A 19,241-nucleotide genomic window follows, 5' to 3' on the forward strand; every position below is an offset into this window, starting at 1 on the left:
GAGCTAATCCGTGAAAGACTTACTTAAGTTTCTGAAAGCGCAAACTAAAACCGAAGAGTTTGATGCGATCAAAATTGCTCTGGCTTCGCCAGACATGATCCGTTCCTGGTCTTTTGGTGAAGTTAAAAAGCCGGAAACCATTAACTACCGTACCTTCAAGCCAGAGCGTGACGGTCTTTTCTGTGCCCGTATCTTCGGACCGGTTAAAGACTACGAGTGCCTGTGCGGTAAGTACAAGCGCCTGAAGCATCGCGGTGTTATCTGCGAGAAGTGCGGCGTTGAAGTGACGCAGACCAAAGTACGCCGTGAGCGTATGGGTCACATCGAGCTGGCTTCACCTACTGCACACATCTGGTTCCTGAAGTCGCTGCCGTCCCGCATCGGCCTGCTGCTGGATATGCCACTGCGTGACATTGAGCGTGTCCTCTACTTCGAATCCTACGTGGTTATCGAAGGCGGCATGACCAACCTGGAAAAACGTCAGATCCTGACGGAAGAGCAGTATCTTGACGCGCTGGAAGAGTTCGGTGACGAATTTGACGCGAAGATGGGTGCGGAAGCGATCCAGGCACTGCTGAAAAATATGGATCTGGAGCAGGAGTGTGAGCAGCTGCGCGAAGAGCTGAACGAGACTAACTCTGAGACCAAGCGTAAAAAGCTGACCAAGCGTATCAAGCTGCTGGAAGCGTTCGTGCAGTCTGGCAACAAGCCAGAGTGGATGATCCTGACCGTTCTGCCGGTTCTGCCGCCAGATCTGCGTCCGCTGGTACCGCTGGATGGTGGTCGTTTCGCTACGTCAGATCTGAACGATCTCTATCGTCGCGTGATCAACCGTAATAACCGTCTGAAGCGTCTGCTGGATTTGGCTGCGCCAGATATCATCGTGCGTAACGAAAAGCGTATGCTGCAGGAAGCGGTAGATGCCCTGCTGGATAACGGCCGTCGCGGTCGTGCCATCACCGGCTCTAACAAGCGTCCGCTGAAATCGCTGGCTGACATGATCAAAGGTAAGCAGGGTCGTTTCCGTCAGAACCTGCTGGGTAAACGCGTTGACTACTCCGGTCGTTCGGTTATCACCGTGGGTCCATACCTGCGTCTGCATCAGTGCGGTCTGCCGAAGAAAATGGCACTGGAGCTGTTCAAACCGTTCATCTACGGCAAGCTGGAGCTGCGTGGTCTTGCTACCACCATCAAAGCTGCCAAGAAAATGGTTGAGCGTGAAGAAGCGGTTGTCTGGGATATCCTGGACGAAGTTATCCGCGAACACCCGGTGCTGCTGAACCGTGCGCCAACGCTGCACCGTCTCGGTATCCAGGCGTTTGAACCGGTTCTGATCGAAGGTAAAGCGATCCAGCTGCACCCGCTGGTCTGTGCGGCCTATAACGCCGACTTCGATGGTGACCAGATGGCGGTACACGTACCGCTGACGCTGGAAGCTCAGCTGGAAGCGCGTGCGCTGATGATGTCGACCAACAACATTCTGTCGCCAGCGAACGGTGAGCCAATCATCGTTCCTTCACAGGACGTTGTTCTGGGTCTGTACTATATGACCCGCGACAAAGTAAACGCCAAAGGCGAAGGCATGGTGCTGACCGGCCCGAAAGAAGCTGAGCGTGTTTACCGCGCTGGCCTGGCTGAGCTGCACGCCCGCGTTAAAGTGCGTATTACAGAATATGCGAAAAACGAACAGGAAGAGCTCGTTGCGAAAACCAGCCTGATCGACACGACCATTGGCCGTGCGATTCTGTGGATGATCGTACCGAAAGGTCTGCCTTACTCCATCGTCAACCAGGCGCTGGGTAAGAAAGCGATCTCCAAAATGCTGAACACCTGTTACCGCATTCTGGGCCTGAAGCCGACCGTTATCTTTGCTGACCAGACCATGTACACCGGTTTCGCCTATGCAGCCCGTTCAGGTGCATCAGTCGGTATCGACGATATGGTTATTCCGGCGAAGAAAGCGGAAATCATCGCTGAAGCTGAAGCTGAAGTGGCTGAAATTCAGGAGCAGTTCCAGTCTGGTCTGGTTACGGCGGGTGAACGTTATAACAAAGTCATCGATATCTGGGCCGCTGCCAACGAACGCGTCTCTAAAGCGATGATGGATAACCTGCAGACGGAAACCGTTATCAACCGTAACGGCGAAGAAGAGCAGCAGGTCTCGTTCAACAGCATCTACATGATGGCCGACTCCGGTGCGCGTGGTTCTGCAGCACAGATTCGTCAGCTGGCAGGTATGCGTGGTCTGATGGCGAAGCCAGATGGCTCCATCATCGAGACGCCTATCACGGCAAACTTCCGTGAAGGCCTGAACGTACTGCAGTACTTCATCTCAACGCACGGTGCGCGTAAAGGTCTGGCCGATACCGCACTGAAAACGGCAAACTCCGGTTATCTGACCCGTCGTCTGGTTGACGTGGCGCAGGATCTGGTTGTTACCGAAGATGACTGTGGCACGTTCGAAGGCATCATGATGACGCCGGTTATCGAAGGTGGCGACGTTAAAGAGCCGCTGCGTGAGCGCGTACTGGGTCGTGTAACGGCTGAAGACGTTCTGAAGCCAGGCACTGCTGACATCCTGATCCCGCGTAATACGCTGATCGATGAGCACTGGTGTGACGTGGTGGAAGAGAACTCCGTTGACGTTATCAAAGTGCGTTCAGTAGTAAGCTGTGAAACCGACTTCGGTGTGTGTGCACACTGCTACGGTCGCGATCTGGCTCGTGGTCACATCATCAACAAAGGTGAGGCCATCGGCGTTATCGCAGCACAGTCCATCGGTGAGCCGGGTACTCAGCTGACAATGCGTACGTTCCACATCGGTGGTGCGGCATCGCGTGCGGCTGCTGAATCCAGCATTCAGGTGAAGAACAAAGGTACTATCAAGCTGACCAACGCGAAGTCAGTAACCAACTCCTCCGGGAAGCTGGTTATCGTTTCACGTAACGTTGAGCTGAAGATGATCGACGAGTTCGGTCGTACCAAAGAGAGCTATAAAGTGCCTTACGGTGCGGTGATGGCGAAAGGTGATGGTGAGCAGGTTGCTGCAGGCGAAACCGTAGCAAACTGGGATCCGCACACCATGCCGGTAATCACCGAAGTGGGTGGTTTCATCCGCTTCACCGACATGATCGACGGTCAGACCATTACCCGTCAGACTGACGACCTTACCGGTCTGTCATCGCTGGTGGTACTGGATTCCGCAGAGCGTACTGCTGGCGGTAAAGACCTGCGTCCGGCGCTGAAAATTGTTGATGCCAACGGCAACGACGTTCTGATCCCGGGCACCGACATGCCGGCTCAGTACTTCCTGCCAGGTAAAGCGATTGTGCAGCTGGAAGATGGCGTGAAGATCAGTTCGGGTGATACCCTGGCGCGTGTTCCGCAGGAATCTGGCGGTACCAAGGACATTACCGGTGGTCTGCCGCGCGTTGCGGATCTGTTCGAAGCGCGTCGTCCGAAAGAGCCAGCTATTCTGGCGGAGATCAGCGGTATCATCTCCTTCGGTAAAGAGACCAAAGGCAAGCGTCGTCTGGTGATCACACCGGTTGATGGCAGCGATCCGTACGAAGAGATGATTCCAAAGTGGCGTCAGCTTAACGTATTTGAAGGTGAGCGCGTGGAACGCGGTGACGTCGTATCTGACGGCCCGGAATCACCACACGACATCCTGCGTCTGCGTGGCGTTCATGCGGTAACGCGTTATATCACTAACGAAGTGCAGGAAGTTTACCGCCTGCAGGGCGTTAAGATTAACGATAAGCACATCGAAGTCATCGTACGTCAGATGCTGCGTAAAGCGACCATCATGAGCGCAGGTAGCTCGGAGTTCCTTGAAGGCGAGCAGGCAGAAGTCTCCCGCATCAAGATCTCCAACCGCGATCTGGAGACCGCTGGCAAAATCGGCGCAACCTATGCGCGCGATCTGCTGGGTATTACCAAAGCGTCTCTGGCAACCGAGTCGTTCATCTCTGCAGCCTCGTTCCAGGAGACCACGCGTGTCCTGACCGAAGCCGCAGTAGCAGGCAAGCGCGATGAACTGCGCGGCCTGAAAGAGAACGTTATTGTGGGTCGTCTGATCCCGGCTGGTACCGGTTATGCTTACCATCAGGATCGTATGCGTCGCCGTCAGGCGGGTGAAGCGCCGGTTGCACCGCAGGTGACTGCGGATGAAGCCTCTGCAAGCCTGGCTGAGCTGCTGAACGCTGGTCTGGGTGGCAACAACGACGAGTAATCGTCTGCTGCACCGATGATAAAAAACCCTGCTCCGGCAGGGTTTTTTTTTGCCTGATGCTCAGCGCTTACACTTTACATCGTGGCGCGTCAGGCCAATATCGCGCAGCTGATTGTCGCTGAGCTGAGCCAGTATCTGACGCGTCGCGCGTCGGGCACGCCACTGCTTTAGCATCCGCAGCGCCGCACGGATCATGTCTGGCAGCGTTACGCTGAAAGGTTTTGCAGCACGATTCTGATCAAATTCCATTCTCTCGCTCCTTAACAGGGGTATCTGAGCAGCATTGTCCGTTTTCCCGTCAAAACCATACAGACCCAAATACAGGGTTTGTTAACCATACAGATTGCGTTTTGTCCTCTCTGAATGCTAAAAGTAGCGCTTATCTGTACTGGTTTTTTAGATGGATTTGTTACCAGGAGCATACAATGACGCGCTATAAGCATCTGGCCTGCCTGCTCTCCGATCGGATTGAGCAGGGGCTTTATCGCAGCGGTGAACGCCTGCCTTCAGTACGCACTCTGAGTAGCGAGCATGGAGTCAGTATCAGCACCGTGCAGCAGGCATATCACCTGCTGGAAGAGAAGCAGCTGATCGTACCGCAGCCGCGATCCGGCTATTTTGTTGCCACGCATAAAGCGACCCCGCCTGTGCCTGCGCTGACGCGCCCGGTACAGCGGCCGGTAGAGGTTACGCAGTGGGATTCCGTGCTGGAACTCCTCAGCAGTCGCACCAGCGGTGACGTGATGCAGCTGGGCAGCGGCATGCCCGATCTGACGCAGCCCACGCTGAAACCGCTGTGGAAAATCATGAGCCGGCTGGCGCAGAAACAGCAGACTGAACTGCTCAACTATGACAGTCTGCTCGGCGTCAGCGCCCTGCGCGAGCAGGTGGCGCGCCTGACCATCGACAGCGGTTGTCAGCTGACGGCAGAGGATATTGTGATCACCACCGGCTGCCATGAGGCGCTGTCGGTTTCAATTCGCGCCGTCTGTGCGCCGGGTGACATCATTGCGGTAGAGTCGCCCGCGTTTCATGGCACGATGCAGACATTGCGCGGACTGGGGATCAGGGTGATTGAAATCCCGACCGACTCAGTCACCGGGATCAGTCTTGAGGCGCTGGAGCTGGCGTTTGAGCAGTGGCCAATCAAAGCCGTAGTGGTGGTGCCAAACTGCAATAATCCGCTGGGTTTTATTATGCCGGAAGCGCGCAAGCGGGCGCTGCTGGCGCTGGCGCAGCGGGTTGATGCCGCCATCATAGAGGATGATGTTTATGGCGAGCTGGCATGGGACTACCCGCGTCCTGTCACGCTCAAATCGCTCGACATGGATGGCCGCGTACTGCTCTGCAGCTCATTTTCAAAAACGCTGGCACCGGGGCTGCGGGTGGGCTGGGTGGCACCGGGCCGCTATCGCGACAGGGTGCTGCATATGAAATATATCGGCACCGGATCCACGGCCACGCTGCCGCAGCACACCGTGGCGGAGTTTATTCGCCAGGGCCACTATCTCCCGCATCTGCGCCGTATGCGCCAGGTGTATCAGCGCAACTATGAAACATTCAGCTGCTGGGTGCGGCACTACTTTCCCTGCGGCATCTGCGTATCGCGCCCGCAGGGTGGGTTTCTGATGTGGATTGAGCTGCCGGAGGCGTTTGATGCGGTGCGGCTTAATGCCGAGCTGCGCGAGGCCTGCCTGCAGGTCGCCGTGGGTTCTCTGTTTTCCGCTGCGGGTAAATACCGGAACTGTCTGCGACTCAATTACGGCTTGCCCATGAATGAACAGACGGAGCAGGCGCTGGCGCGGCTGGGAACGGCGGTGGAGCGCGCCATGCAGGCGTGCAGCAGCGACAGGCATCAGGCGGAGCAGCTGCTGGCGGAGTAAACCGGAAAGGCAGGGCTGGAGGGAGAGAAGGGGAACCAGCCCTGGCCCGCTGCAAACCACAGCGGGCAAGACGTACTGTAACGGTTTCAGACGCGCAGACGAGGCCTGCTGACTATCCCTGCGTGCCGGCTTGCGCCATTTCTGCGCGGGTTACATCAATTTTCAGGCCTGCGCGATCGGCGTTCCGCTTCCCACCAGCCGCAGCAGGTCAGCGGTGGCCGCACGCCAGTCAGCCGCCTGCGTGATGGCGCTGACAACTGCCACGCTGCCGACACCGGTCGCCAGCACCTCAGGCACGCGCGCCAGTGAAATGCCGCCGATAGCGACCGCAGGAATACCCTGCAAATGCGGCAGGTGTTGCTGCAGCCGGACCACTCCCTGCGGCGCAGACGGCATCTGCTTGGTTTGCGTGGGGAAGATGTGCCCCAGTGCGATATAGGAGGGGCGCAGTGCCACCGCGCGCTCCCGCTCTGCGTCATCATGCGTTGAGATGCCCAGCCGCAGGCCCGCCTGCTGAATCGCCTGCAGATCCGCTACCTCCAGATCCTCCTGACCCAGGTGTACGCCATATGCCTGATGCGCAATGGCCAGACGCCAGTAATCATTAATGAACAGCCGTGCGTGATAATGCCGGCCCAGCGCAATCGCTTCACGCACCGCGTCTTCTGCATCCCGATCCGGCAGATCTTTGATGCGCAGCTGGATCGTGCGTACCCCGGCGGCCAGCAGGCGTTCGATCCAGCTGACGCTGTCAACCACCGGATAGAGTCCCAGCTGCGGGGCAGTAGCAGCAAACGCGGTTGTCATGCTTTCTCCTTACCGATCGCATCAGCAGGATGATAGAGTTCACCTCCGCGGCGGCGGAATGTCTCAGACATCTCTGCCATTCCCGCTTCAGCCACTTCAACCGGCTGTGCCTCAGCCTGCTGGCGCGCCGCAAACTCCCGCACTTCCTGGGTAATTTTCATTGAGCAGAACTTCGGCCCGCACATAGAACAGAAGTGCGCGACTTTGCCCGATTCCTGCGGCAGCGTCTCATCGTGGTAGGCGCGGGCAGTATGCGGATCCAGCGCGAGGTTAAACTGATCTTCCCAGCGGAATTCAAAGCGCGCTTTGGACATAGCGTTATCGCGGATCTGCGCCCCCGGATGCCCTTTGGCCAGATCGGCGGCGTGCGCGGCGATCTTGTAGGTAATAAGCCCCTGCTTGACATCCTCTTTATTGGGCAGCCCGAGGTGCTCTTTAGGCGTTACATAGCAGAGCATGGCGCAGCCAAACCAGCCAATCATCGCCGCGCCAATACCGGAGGTGAAGTGGTCATAGCCCGGTGCGATATCGGTGGTCAGCGGGCCAAGCGTATAAAAGGGCGCTTCATGGCAGTGGTCGAGCTGCTCGGTCATGTTGCGCCGGATCATCTGCATCGGGATATGGCCCGGACCTTCAATCATCACCTGCACGTCATACTCCCAGGCGATTTTGGTCAGCTCGCCTAACGTTCTGAGTTCTGCAAACTGCGCCTCATCGTTGGCATCCTGAATCGATCCCGGGCGCAGGCCATCGCCCAGCGAGAGGGCCACGTCATAAGCGGCGCAGATTTCACAGATATCGCGGAAATGCTGATAGAGAAAACTCTCCTGATGATGTGACAGACACCATTTCGCCATGATTGAGCCGCCGCGCGACACGATACCGGTCAGACGTCTGGCCGTCATCGGCACATAGCGCAGCAGCACGCCGGCATGAATAGTGAAGTAGTCGACGCCTTGCTCCGCCTGCTCCAGCAGGGTATCGCGGAAAATTTCCCAGTTAAGGTTTTCAGCGATGCCATTCACCTTTTCCAGGGCCTGATAGATCGGGACGGTGCCAATGGGAACCGGGCTGTTGCGCAGGATCCACTCGCGCGTTTCATGAATGTAGCGGCCGGTGGAGAGGTCCATCACGGTATCGGCACCCCAGCGCGTGGACCACACCAGCTTTTCCACCTCCTCTTCAATCGAGGAGCTGACCGCAGAGTTGCCGATATTGGCGTTGATTTTCACCAGAAAATTACGGCCAATAATCATCGGTTCCGATTCGGGGTGGTTGATATTTGACGGAATAATGGCGCGCCCGCTGGCGACTTCATCGCGCACAAATTCTGCGGTGATATTCGCCGGCAGGTGCGCGCCAAAGGCTTCGCCCGGATGCTGCTGCAGCAGAACTTCGCTACGAATGCGTTCGCGCCCCATATTTTCACGTATCGCAATAAACTCCATCTCCGGCGTCACTATGCCCTGACGGGCGTAGTACAGCTGCGTGACGCAGCGGCCAGGTTTTGCCCGGCGCGGAGAAGGTAGCGATTCAAAGCGCAGGTGGTCCAGTCCCTCATCGGCCAGACGCTGCTGTGTATAAGCGGAACTGCGCTGCGTAACCGGTTCACTGTCATCACGCTCGTCTATCCACGCGGCGCGCAGCTTTGCCAGTCCCTGATGCACATCGATAGTGGCCTGCGGATCGCCATAGGCGCCAGCGGTGTCATAGACCGGAACCGGCTCATTGATTTCGTACTGCGGGTCCGCTTTGGTGCCGCCGGTATGGGTGGGGCTGAGCTGGATTTCACGCATCGGCACGCGAATGTCGGCGCGGCTGCCGGCGATCCAGATACGCTGTGAGTTGGGAAAGGCAGTGCCCTGCAGCGAGTTGATAAAATCCTGCGCTTGCGCGCGCTGTTCACGACGAGAAGGTTTAGCAGCAGACATAGCAAAATTCCTGAAGTCAGTGGAAGTTGCTTGTCCGGAGTCCGGAAGGAGTAACAGCGCCTGCAGACAGGTAAAATCCAATCGCGCGCTGATAATAGCTACTCTTGTTCCCTTCGCAGGTACTAACCTGATCAGGTTCCGCGGATCCCGAATTAACGGTCTCAGCCCCGGGGGGCACTCCGACAAGGTGTTTCTGTTTAAAACAATAAAAGCCCGGTCAGCATAAGTGGGCTTTTACGGAATAACAAGGATTTTACAACTGCAGCAGGATCAGGCCGGACGCGCGATAACGCTGTCGTTTGCTACCGGCGGAGAAACCAGCTGGTTATCCCACGCCATCTGAATCAGTTTATCTTCTAGCGAGAAGCGCGACGCCAGCGTTTCGCCTACTTCAGAAAGCGCCTGCTGGAATTCAACGCAGTTTTCATCCGTGATCGCCTGCTGCAGATGGCTGTCATAGAGCTGCATGATGCGATCGGTATTGCTTTCAAGCGCCGGATAGAGATGCGCAGCAGCAACCAGCGGACTGTCGCCCTGCAGATCTTTGATAATGCGCTCATACATACTGAAGTGGCCGGTTGAGAGATAGTCCACCAGCGTATGGCAGAAATCATCCAGTGCCTGCTCGTTCAGTGCCGCCAGCGCTTCTTTATTCGGCTTGATGCCAATCAATTCATAGTAAGTGACAAGCAGATTTCGACGCGCACGTAACCACGTGTCGACTAATTCATTACCGCCACCGACACGCCTGGTCAGATTATCTAACTGGGTAAGCATATGAGGCTCCCGGTGAGTTATAGTTGTTCATTACACTTAACATCAGACTTTCAGCGTGCCGTGCGACGCTAAGGACAACGAATAAGATGCAACGTGAGATCTCAAGCGTAGACGCTGGCTGGTGGATTGTCAGCTCTGAACAGAAACTTTGGTTGCCGCAGGGTGAGCTGCCGCACGGCTTAGCGGCAGATTTTGGTCTTGCAGGCCAGCACGGCATACTTATCGGTGAGTGGCTGGGCGAAAACGTCTGGCTGATCCAGGCGTCGCGTCCGGAAAATATGGGCTCGGTCCGGCAGGTTATCGATCAGGATACCGGACTGTTTCAGCTCGCCGGCCGGGGGGTGCAGCTGGCTGAATTTTACCGTTCCCACCGCTGGTGCGGCTACTGCGGCCATGAAATGCGCATCAGCCCGCGTGAGTTTGCCTGCCTCTGTACCCACTGCCGCGAACGTTACTATCCGCAGATTGCGCCCTGCATCATTGTGGCGATTCGCCGCGGCGACGAGATCCTGCTGGCCAATCACGCCCGCCATCGCAACAGCATCTATACGGTGCTGGCCGGCTTCGTTGAAGTAGGCGAAACGCTGGAGCAGGCAGTGGCGCGTGAGGTCATGGAGGAGAGTAACGTACGGGTAAAAAACGTGCGCTACGTGACCTCGCAGCCGTGGCCATTTCCCCATTCGCTGATGACGGCATTTATGGCTGAGTATGAGGATGGCGAGCTGCAGCACGATGGAAAAGAGCTGCTGGATGCGGGCTGGTATCGCTTTGATGCGCTGCCCCAGCTGCCGCCGCCAGGCACCGTGGCCCGGCGCCTGATTGAGGACACCGTGGCGCTGTGTCGCGCCAGCGTGGCATGAAAATGCTACACTGACGCCCTTAGCATGAGAGAGCCCATTATGAGTGAACTGAAGAACGACCGTTATCTGCGCGCCCTGCTGCGCCAGCCTGTAGATGTTACCCCGGTCTGGATGATGCGTCAGGCCGGACGCTATTTACCGGAATACAAAGCCACGCGCGCTGAAGCCGGTGATTTTATGTCGCTGTGTAAAAATGCTGAGCTGGCGTGTGAAGTGACGCTGCAGCCGCTGCGCCGCTATCCGCTGGATGCAGCGATCCTCTTCAGCGATATTTTAACCATCCCGGATGCAATGGGGCTGGGACTCTATTTTGAAACCGGCGAAGGTCCGCGCTTCTCCCGTCCGATTACCTGTCGTGCCGATGTTGATAACCTGCCGGTGCCCGATCCGGAGCAGGAGCTGGGTTATGTGATGAATGCGGTACGGACCATCCGCCGCAATCTCAGGGGGGCCGTCCCGCTGATTGGCTTTTCCGGCAGCCCGTGGACGCTGGCCACCTATATGGTTGAGGGCGGCAGCAGCAAGGCATTTACCAAAATCAAAAAGATGATGTATGCCGAACCGCACACGCTGCACACGCTGCTGGATAAGCTGGCAGACAGCGTGATCCTCTACCTTAATGCGCAGATCAAAGCGGGTGCGCAGTCGGTCATGATCTTCGATACCTGGGGTGGCGTGCTGACCGGACGCGACTACCGCGATTTTTCGCTGAATTACATGCATAAAATTGTGGACGGTCTGGTGCGTGAGAACGAAGGCCGTCGCGTCCCGGTCACGCTCTTTACCAAAGGCGGCGGACAGTGGCTGGAGGCGATGGCTGCCACCGGCTGTGATGCGCTGGGGCTTGACTGGACCATGGATATGGCCGAAGCGCGTCGCCGCGTGGGTCATCAGGTTGCGCTGCAGGGTAACATGGACCCGTCTATGCTTTATGCGCCGCCTGCCCGTATTGAAGAGGAGGTGGCCAGCATTCTTGCCGGATTTGGCCAGGGTGAAGGACACGTATTTAACCTCGGGCACGGTATCCATCAGGATGTGCCGCCGGAACATGCAGGTGTGTTCGTTGAAGCGGTGCATCGTCTTTCGCGACAATATCATCAGGAATAAGCATGGATTTAGCCGCATTACGTCAGGAACAGCTGGCGCTGGCTGCTAACGTTGTGCGGCAGGACGATTTCGACGTTCTGCCGCCGCGCTTTATCGGCGGCGCTGATGTCGGATTTGAGCAGGGAGGCGAGGTGACGCGCGCCGCGATCGTCATTCTGGAATATCCCTCACTTACGCTGGTGGAGCATCGCATTGCGCGCATTCCTACCACCATGCCCTATATTCCGGGCTTTCTCTCGTTTCGGGAGATGCCTGCGCTGCAGGCGGCCTGGCAGCAGCTGACGCAACAGCCCGACCTGCTGTTTGTGGACGGGCACGGCATCTCGCATCCCCGGCGCCTCGGCGTGGCGGCACATTTTGGCTCAATGGTGGATATTCCCACTATCGGCGTAGCCAAAAAGCGGCTGTGTGGACGCTTTGCCGATCTGGACGCCGCACCCGGTAGCCGGCAGCCGCTGATGGATAAAGGTGAGCAGCTTGCCTGGGTGTGGCGCAGCAAAGCGCGCTGTAACCCGCTGTTTATCTCTACCGGACACCGTGTCAGCCTGGACAGCGCGCTGCACTGGGTTGAAGCCTGCATGGGCGGCTACCGTTTGCCGGAGCCTACGCGCTGGGCAGATGCGGTCGCCTCAGGGCGGCCTGCATTTGTGAAGTGGCAAAATGCGCGCTGACGCTGTTTGTCTGCGCCTTTTGCGGTACACTGCCGCCAGCTAATCTATTGAGAGTAAGTTTGATGTTACAGAACCCCGTGCATTTGCGTCTGGCGAAGCTGGAAAGCTGGCAGCATATGACCTTCATGGCCTGTTTATGCGAGCGGATGTTCCCTAATTACTGGGCCTTCTGCGAACAGACCGGATTTGCCGATCCTCAGCTCTATCGCCGTATTCTTGATCTGGTATGGGAAAGCCTGACGGTGAAAGATGCCAAAATCAATTTCGACAGTCAGCTGGAGAAACTGGAAGAGGCGATCCCGGCTGGCGATGATTTCGATGTTTACGGTGTTCATCCGGCCATCGATGCCTGCGTAGCACTGAGCGAAGTGCTGCACGCGATGCTGAGCGGTGAAACGCTGGAGCACGCGATTGAGGTGAGTCGTACATCTATCACCACCGTGGCTATTCTGGAAATGACGCAGGCAGGACGCGAAATGAGCGACGAAGAGCTGCGTGAAAACCAGGCGGTGATTGATGAATGGGATATGCAGTGGGAGATTTTTCGCCTGCTCGCTGAGTGCGAAGAGCGCGACCTTGAGCTGATCAAAGGACTGCGTTCTGACCTGCGCGAAGCCGGAATCAGTAACATCGGTATAAATTTTCAGCAGTAAGGCGATAAAACGTGACTCCAGGCCTGAATTAGCGCGCCTGGAGGCTTCACATTAGCCCCCTGTCTGGTCTACATTTGGGGGGCTGAAAATTGTGGCTATCGGTGCGTGCAGGCTGAAGAGTGCCAGAATATGGCTTTTCCCTCGCACTCGTTGCTTAGCAAGCGATAAATACACTTTAAGGATAACTTATGAACAAGACTCAACTGATTGATGTGATCGCAGAAAAAGCGGACCTGTCTAAAACCCAGGCTAAAGCTGCGCTGGAATCTACCCTAGCTGCGATCACTGAGTCTCTGAAAGAAGGTGATGCTGTACAACTGGTTGGTTTTGGTACTTTTAAAGTGAACCACCGCGCTGAGCGTACCGGTCGTAACCCACAGACTGGCAAAGAGATCAAAATCGCTGCAGCAAACGTACCAGCTTTCGTTTCTGGTAAAGCACTGAAAGACGCAGTTAAGTAAGTTTTCCGCCTTGCGGTTTAGCTTTAGAAGAGGGGCGATTTCGCCCCTTTTTGTTACCGGAGCCTGCTATGTCGAATACGCTTTTCCGGCGCATCCGTATCCTGCTCTGTGCTGTCCTGCTTTCCGGCTGCAGCGCCACGCCTGATCTCCCGGCATTTACCGCCAGCGGCTACCTGGCCGATCGCGGCGCGGTTCGTATCTGGCGTAAAAACAGCGACCACGATCTGATCCACCTGCGTACCGTTTATAACCCTTTCAGCACGCCCGTGCGCGAAACAACAGACTATATCTGGCAACACGAGACGCTGCTGAGCGTGGAACGCCATCTTACCGGCGAGCAGCCCGATGACGTCACGCTGCGTTTTGATCACCAGGGCAACCTGAATTTTATGCAGCGGCAGCTGGCAGGACGGCGTGAAGCGCTGAGTGATGATGCCGTCGCGCTCTATCGCTTTGACGCACAGCGTATGCTGGCCCAGAGCAATGCGCTGCTGAGCGGCCGGGTATTACTGCAGCAGGGACACTGGCTGGGCGGCAATCGGGTACGCGACTGTGCGGGTAACCTGCAAAATGTCGCGTTCGACAGTGAAACGCTGAGGCGCCTGACGCAGCAGCAGCAGGGGTCTCAGCCGCTGATGGTGTCATGGCTCGAAGCGCCGGAGGGGATCCAGATATTGCGCGTTACCGCAGAGGATGAGTGCAGCTGGCAGCCGACAGAGAGCGATCTGAGCGGCTAAAGAAGACGGGGCACAGCAGGGTGCCCCGTCGATATCAGCGATTGATGGCGCGATAGCCGATGTCGCGACGGCAGAAGCAGCCGTCCCAGGAGATAGTCTCTGCCAGCGCGTAGGCGTTGCGTTGCGCGGCGGCGACATCTTCACCCAGTGCGGTCACGCACAGCACGCGTCCGCCGCTGGTGACAACCCGATCGTCCTGCAGCGTGGTGCCGGCATGGAACACTTTACCTTCCGGCACGGCTTCAAGCGGCAGACCGTGGATCTGATCGCCGGTACGATAGCTGCCCGGATAGCCGCCTGCAGCCAGCACGACACCCAGTGCAGGGCGCGGATCCCACTCTGAGCTCTGCGTATCCAGGGCGCCATCGACCGCTGCCAGGCAGAGAGCCACCAGATCGGAGTTCAGCCGCAGCATAATGGGCTGGGTCTCCGGATCGCCAAAGCGGCAGTTAAATTCAATGACCTTTGGCTGACCCGCTTTGTCGATCATCAGTCCGGCATACAGGAAACCGGTATAGGTATTGCCTTCCGCTTTCATACCGTTCACGGTTGGCCAGATGATCTGATCCATCACGCGCTGGTGGATCTCATCAGTCACCACCGGAGCCGGTGAATAGGCTCCCATGCCGCCAGTGTTGGGTCCGGTGTCGCCATCGCCAGCGCGTTTATGATCCTGGCTGGTAGCCATCGGCAGCACGTGGTCGCCATCCACCATGACAATAAAGCTGGCTTCTTCGCCGTCAAGAAACTCTTCAATCACGATACGATGGCCGGCATCGCCAAACGCATTACCCGCCAGCATATCCTGAACTGCCGCTTCCGCTTCGGCCAGCGTCATCGCGACAATTACGCCTTTACCTGCAGCCAGGCCATCGGCTTTGATAACAATGGGGGCGCCTTTCTGGCGCAGGTAAGCCAGCGCTGGCTCTGTCTCGGTAAAGTTCTGATACTCAGCGGTCGGGATCTGCTGACGTGCCAGAAAATCCTTGGTGAACGCTTTAGAGCCTTCCAGCTGTGCGGCCGCCTGCGTCGGACCAAAGATCTTCAGCCCGGCAGCGCGGAAGGCATCGACCACGCCAATTACCAGCGGTGCTTCCGGACCAACAATCGTCAGGTCGATCTGCTCCTGCTGCGCAAACGCGAGCAGGGCAGGGATATCGGTAGCGCTGATGGCCACATTCTGCAGGGCCGGCTCCAGCGCGGTGCCTGCGTTACCCGGTGCAACAAACACGGTTTCAGCCAGCGGTGACTGTGACGCTTTCCACGCCAGCGCGTGCTCGCGTCCGCCATTACCAATTACTAAAATTTTCATTATTGCTGCTCCAGCTGTTAATGGCGGAAATGGCGCATATCGGTAAAGATCATCGCAATGCCGTGTTCATCTGCAGCAGCAATCACCTCTTCATCGCGGATAGAACCACCGGGCTGGATGACACAGCTGACGCCGGCAGCGGCAGCAGCATCGATACCATCACGGAACGGGAAGAAAGCGTCAGACGCCATTGCTGAGCCTGTGACCTCCAGCCCCTCATCGCTCGCCTTAATACCGGCAATTTTGGCCGAATAAACGCGGCTCATCTGACCGGCGCCTATACCGATGGTCATGTTGTCGCGGGCGTAAACAATGGCATTGGATTTAACAAACTTGGCGACTTTCCAGCAGAACAGCGCATCACGCAGCTCCTGCTCAGTTGGCTGACGCTGCGTGACCACGCGAAGCTGGTCGGCGGTGATCATCCCGAGGTCGCGATCCTGTACCAGCAGACCGCCATTGACCCGTTTGAAGTCCAGGCTGGCAACCGGCTGCTGCCATTGACCGCAGATCAGCACGCGCACGTTCTGTTTTGCTGCCGTCACCTGCAGCGCTGCGTCACTGGCAGAAGGGGCAATAATCACTTCAACAAACTGACGGCTGATAATTGCCTGTGCAGTCGCCTCATCCAGCTCGCGGTTAAACGCGATAATGCCGCCAAAAGCAGAGGTCGGGTCAGTCTGATAAGCGCGTTCGTAAGCATCAAGGATAGATGCCCCCGCCGCTACGCCACATGGGTTAGCGTGTTTGACGATGACACAGGCAGGTTCATCAAACGCTTTTACGCACTCCAGTGCGGCATCGGTATCTGCAATATTGTTATAGGAGAGCGCTTTACCCTGCAGCTGCTGTGACGTGGCTACCGACGCTTCCGCGATCTCTTCTTCTATATAGAAGGCGGCATCCTGATGGCTGTTCTCGCCATAGCGCATATCCTGCTTCTTAATGAAGTTGAGGTTAAGCGTGCGCGGGAAGCGACCGGCGGGCGCCTGCGTTTCGCCATGATAGGCAGGCACCAGCGTGCCGAAGTAGTTTGCGATCATGCTGTCATAGGCAGCGGTATGTTCGAACGCTTTGATCGCCAGATTGAAGCGCGTCTCCAGCGTCAGCGCATTCTCACTGGCATCCATCTCTGCAATGATGCTGGTGTAGTCGCTGCTCTTAACCACTATGGCGACGTCTTTATGATTCTTTGCCGCTGAGCGCACCATAGTTGGCCCGCCGATATCGATATTTTCGACTGCATCTTCCAGCGAGCAGCCAGGCTTTGCTACGGTCTGCGCAAAGGGATAGAGGTTCACCACCACCATATCAATCGGGTTGATAGCGTGCTCTGCCATAATCGCGTCATCGGTACCGCGACGACCAAGGATGCCGCCATGTACTTTAGGATGCAGAGTTTTAACGCGTCCATCCATCATTTCCGGGAAACCGGTGTAGTCAGACACTTCGATGACGGGCAGGCCTGCATCTGCCAGCAAACGTGCAGTGCCACCTGTGGAGAGCAGCTCGACGCCCCGTTGTGAGAGAGCATGAGCAAATTCGAGGATACCGGCTTTATCAGAGACACTGAGCAGAGCGCGGCGTACAGGACGACGTTGTTGCATGGTGGTTTTATCCCTTGGCTTTGTTTCGCGTAAATAAGAGCGTTACATCAGGCCGAAAGCGCACCTTATCAGAGAAGATAGCGCGTTTGCCTCATGTAACGCCCCAAAAGGGGCATCCCTGTCGTCGCCGGGCATTGTAGCGAAAACGTTTGCGCGATGCTCGCTTAAATTTGTCTGGCTGCTGTTTTGTGGATAACTTTGTGTGTAACAGGGTATAAAGCCCCCTTTTGCTGGGGAATGCAGCGAACAGTCATTTTTCGTGAATTTAACGCTTGTCAGCCCGGAAGAACTCCCTATAATGCGCCTCCATCGACACGGCACACCGGCTTACGGAAACGGCGTCGACAGGAAGATTCGGTAAGAACTTCCGCCGGAGAAAACGCTGAAAAAAGTGGTTGACTCCGGAGGAGGAAAGCGTAATATACGCCACCTCGCAGCAGACGCTTAAGGCGCTGGCTGCACCGCTCTTTAACAATTTATCAGACAATCTGTGTGGGCACTCGCAGGATTGATATCACAAGCCTACGGGCTTTAAAAAATATCAAGTCTTTGCTGAGTGAACACGTAATTCATTACGAAGTTTAATTCACAGAGCACCGCTTAACTTGTTTAAGCAAATCAAACTTTAAATTGAAGAGTTTGATCATGGCTCAGATTGAACGCTGGCGGCAGGCCTAACACATGCAAGTCGGACGGTAGCACAGGGGAGCTTGCTCTCCGGGTGACGAGTGGCGGACGGGTGAGTAATGTCTGGGAAACTGCCCGGTGGAGGGGGATAACTACTGGAAACGGTAGCTAATACCGCATAACGTCTTCGGACCAAAGTGGGGGATCTTCGGACCTCACGCCACCGGATGTGCCCAGATGGGATTAGCTAGTAGGTGGGGTAACGGCTCACCTAGGCGACGATCCCTAGCTGGTCTGAGAGGATGACCAGCCACACTGGAACTGAGACACGGTCCAGACTCCTACGGGAGGCAGCAGTGGGGAATATTGCACAATGGGCGCAAGCCTGATGCAGCCATGCCGCGTGTATGAAGAAGGCCTTCGGGTTGTAAAGTACTTTCAGCGGGGAGGAAGGCGGTGAGGTTAATAACCTCGCCGATTGACGTTACCCGCAGAAGAAGCACCGGCTAACTCCGTGCCAGCAGCCGCGGTAATACGGAGGGTGCAAGCGTTAATCGGAATTACTGGGCGTAAAGCGCACGCAGGCGGTCTGTTAAGTCAGATGTGAAATCCCCGGGCTTAACCTGGGAACTGCATTTGAAACTGGCAGGCTTGAGTCTCGTAGAGGGGGGTAGAATTCCAGGTGTAGCGGTGAAATGCGTAGAGATCTGGAGGAATACCGGTGGCGAAGGCGGCCCCCTGGACGAAGACTGACGCTCAGGTGCGAAAGCGTGGGGAGCAAACAGGATTAGATACCCTGGTAGTCCACGCCGTAAACGATGTCGACTTGGAGGCTGTTCCCCTGAGGAGTGGCTTCCGGAGCTAACGCGTTAAGTCGACCGCCTGGGGAGTACGGCCGCAAGGTTAAAACTCAAATGAATTGACGGGGGCCCGCACAAGCGGTGGAGCATGTGGTTTAATTCGATGCAACGCGAAGAACCTTACCTGGCCTTGACATCCAGAGAACTTAGCAGAGATGCTTCGGTGCCTTCGGGAACTCTGAGACAGGTGCTGCATGGCTGTCGTCAGCTCGTGTTGTGAAATGTTGGGTTAAGTCCCGCAACGAGCGCAACCCTTATCCTTTGTTGCCAGCGGGTCGTGCCGGGAACTCAAAGGAGACTGCCGGTGATAAACCGGAGGAAGGTGGGGATGACGTCAAGTCATCATGGCCCTTACGGCCAGGGCTACACACGTGCTACAATGGCGCATACAAAGAGAAGCGACCTCGCGAGAGCAAGCGGACCTCATAAAGTGCGTCGTAGTCCGGATCGGAGTCTGCAACTCGACTCCGTGAAGTCGGAATCGCTAGTAATCGTAGATCAGAATGCTACGGTGAATACGTTCCCGGGCCTTGTACACACCGCCCGTCACACCATGGGAGTGGGTTGCAAAAGAAGTAGGTAGCTTAACCTTCGGGAGGGCGCTTACCACTTTGTGATTCATGACTGGGGTGAAGTCGTAACAAGGTAACCGTAGGGGAACCTGCGGTTGGATCACCTCCTTACCTGAAGATACCTTCCCGCGAAGTGCTCACA

General features: G+C 56.6%; 14 protein-coding genes, 1 rRNA gene and 1 riboswitch. Of the genes, 9 read left to right on the forward strand and 6 right to left on the reverse strand.

The features are described from left to right. Window positions 1–10 precede the first annotated feature (10 nt). The gene (rpoC, locus tag LAC65_RS00775) at window positions 11–4,234 is read left to right on the forward strand and encodes a DNA-directed RNA polymerase subunit beta' (RefSeq protein WP_039381836.1); all 4,224 of its coding nucleotides are present in this window, start codon (window positions 11–13) and stop codon (window positions 4,232–4,234) included. A 60-nt stretch (window positions 4,235–4,294) separates the two neighbouring features. Here rpoC and LAC65_RS00780 read toward each other — a convergent pair whose 3' ends face one another. Next, a complete protein-coding gene (locus LAC65_RS00780; protein WP_039381837.1) occupies window positions 4,295–4,483 on the reverse strand; it encodes a DUF1127 domain-containing protein in 189 nt (62 codons plus the stop codon). Between the two features lie 176 nt (window positions 4,484–4,659). Here LAC65_RS00780 and LAC65_RS00785 point away from each other — a divergent pair, with 176 nt between their 5' ends. Further along, window positions 4,660–6,117 (forward strand): aminotransferase-like domain-containing protein, encoded by a 1,458-nt coding sequence (locus LAC65_RS00785; protein ID WP_039381838.1) that lies wholly within the window; start codon window positions 4,660–4,662, stop codon window positions 6,115–6,117. Between the two features lie 162 nt (window positions 6,118–6,279). On the opposite strand, the gene thiE is transcribed toward LAC65_RS00785, so the two are convergent. The 3 genes from thiE to LAC65_RS00800 form a co-directional block, all read right to left on the reverse strand. Continuing rightward, entirely contained in the window at window positions 6,280–6,924 is a 645-nt protein-coding gene (thiE, locus tag LAC65_RS00790) for a thiamine phosphate synthase (protein WP_039381839.1), read from the reverse strand. Continuing rightward, window positions 6,921–8,855: a phosphomethylpyrimidine synthase ThiC gene (gene thiC / locus LAC65_RS00795; RefSeq protein ID WP_039381840.1), complete on the reverse strand. Its 1,935-nt coding sequence runs from the start codon at window positions 8,853–8,855 to the stop codon at window positions 6,921–6,923. Before thiC ends, thiE begins: the two co-directional genes overlap by 4 nt. Before the next feature lie 91 nt (window positions 8,856–8,946). Further along, window positions 8,947–9,047: riboswitch (TPP riboswitch) on the reverse strand. A gap of 78 nt (window positions 9,048–9,125) precedes the next feature. Then, window positions 9,126–9,632 carry an Rsd/AlgQ family anti-sigma factor gene (locus tag LAC65_RS00800; RefSeq protein WP_039381841.1) on the reverse strand — a complete coding sequence of 169 codons (507 nt, stop codon included), beginning with the start codon at window positions 9,630–9,632 and terminating at the stop codon, window positions 9,126–9,128. 86 nt (window positions 9,633–9,718) lie between these two features. Between LAC65_RS00800 and nudC the strand changes: the two genes are divergently transcribed. The 6 genes from nudC (at window position 9,719) to LAC65_RS00830 (ending at window position 14,121) form a co-directional block, all read left to right on the forward strand. Beyond that, window positions 9,719–10,492 (forward strand): NAD(+) diphosphatase, encoded by a 774-nt coding sequence (gene nudC / locus LAC65_RS00805; RefSeq protein ID WP_039381843.1) that lies wholly within the window; start codon window positions 9,719–9,721, stop codon window positions 10,490–10,492. Between the two features lie 39 nt (window positions 10,493–10,531). Then, entirely contained in the window at window positions 10,532–11,599 is a 1,068-nt protein-coding gene (hemE, locus tag LAC65_RS00810; protein ID WP_039381845.1) for a uroporphyrinogen decarboxylase, read from the forward strand. Between the two features lie 2 nt (window positions 11,600–11,601). After that, window positions 11,602–12,270 carry a deoxyribonuclease V gene (gene nfi, locus LAC65_RS00815; protein ID WP_039381847.1) on the forward strand — a complete coding sequence of 223 codons (669 nt, stop codon included), beginning with the start codon at window positions 11,602–11,604 and terminating at the stop codon, window positions 12,268–12,270. Between the two features lie 62 nt (window positions 12,271–12,332). After that, window positions 12,333–12,923 (forward strand): YjaG family protein, encoded by a 591-nt coding sequence (locus LAC65_RS00820; RefSeq protein WP_039381849.1) that lies wholly within the window; start codon window positions 12,333–12,335, stop codon window positions 12,921–12,923. Window positions 12,924–13,111: 188 nt separating this feature from the next. Beyond that, window positions 13,112–13,384, forward strand: a complete 273-nt coding sequence (hupA, locus tag LAC65_RS00825) for a nucleoid-associated protein HU-alpha (protein WP_006121511.1) — start codon at window positions 13,112–13,114, stop codon at window positions 13,382–13,384. A 68-nt stretch (window positions 13,385–13,452) separates the two neighbouring features. Beyond that, complete coding sequence (locus tag LAC65_RS00830) at window positions 13,453–14,121, forward strand: DUF1481 domain-containing protein (RefSeq protein ID WP_039381851.1); 669 nt, start codon at window positions 13,453–13,455, stop codon at window positions 14,119–14,121. A gap of 34 nt (window positions 14,122–14,155) precedes the next feature. Here the strand turns inward: LAC65_RS00830 and purD are convergent, their stop codons facing one another. Both purD and purH read right to left on the reverse strand, forming a co-directional pair. Beyond that, window positions 14,156–15,433 (reverse strand): phosphoribosylamine--glycine ligase, encoded by a 1,278-nt coding sequence (gene purD, locus LAC65_RS00835; protein WP_039381853.1) that lies wholly within the window; start codon window positions 15,431–15,433, stop codon window positions 14,156–14,158. Between the two features lie 17 nt (window positions 15,434–15,450). Further along, the gene (purH, locus tag LAC65_RS00840) at window positions 15,451–17,040 is read right to left on the reverse strand and encodes a bifunctional phosphoribosylaminoimidazolecarboxamide formyltransferase/IMP cyclohydrolase (protein WP_039381855.1); all 1,590 of its coding nucleotides are present in this window, start codon (window positions 17,038–17,040) and stop codon (window positions 15,451–15,453) included. A gap of 627 nt (window positions 17,041–17,667) precedes the next feature. On the opposite strand from purH, the gene LAC65_RS00845 reads away from it, so the two are divergent. Further along, window positions 17,668–19,210: ribosomal RNA gene (locus LAC65_RS00845) — 16S ribosomal RNA — on the forward strand. The last annotated feature ends 31 nt before the right edge of the window (window positions 19,211–19,241 follow it).

Source organism: Pantoea eucrina, from assembly GCF_020079945.1.
Classification (GTDB): Bacteria; Pseudomonadota; Gammaproteobacteria; order Enterobacterales; family Enterobacteriaceae; genus Pantoea; species Pantoea eucrina.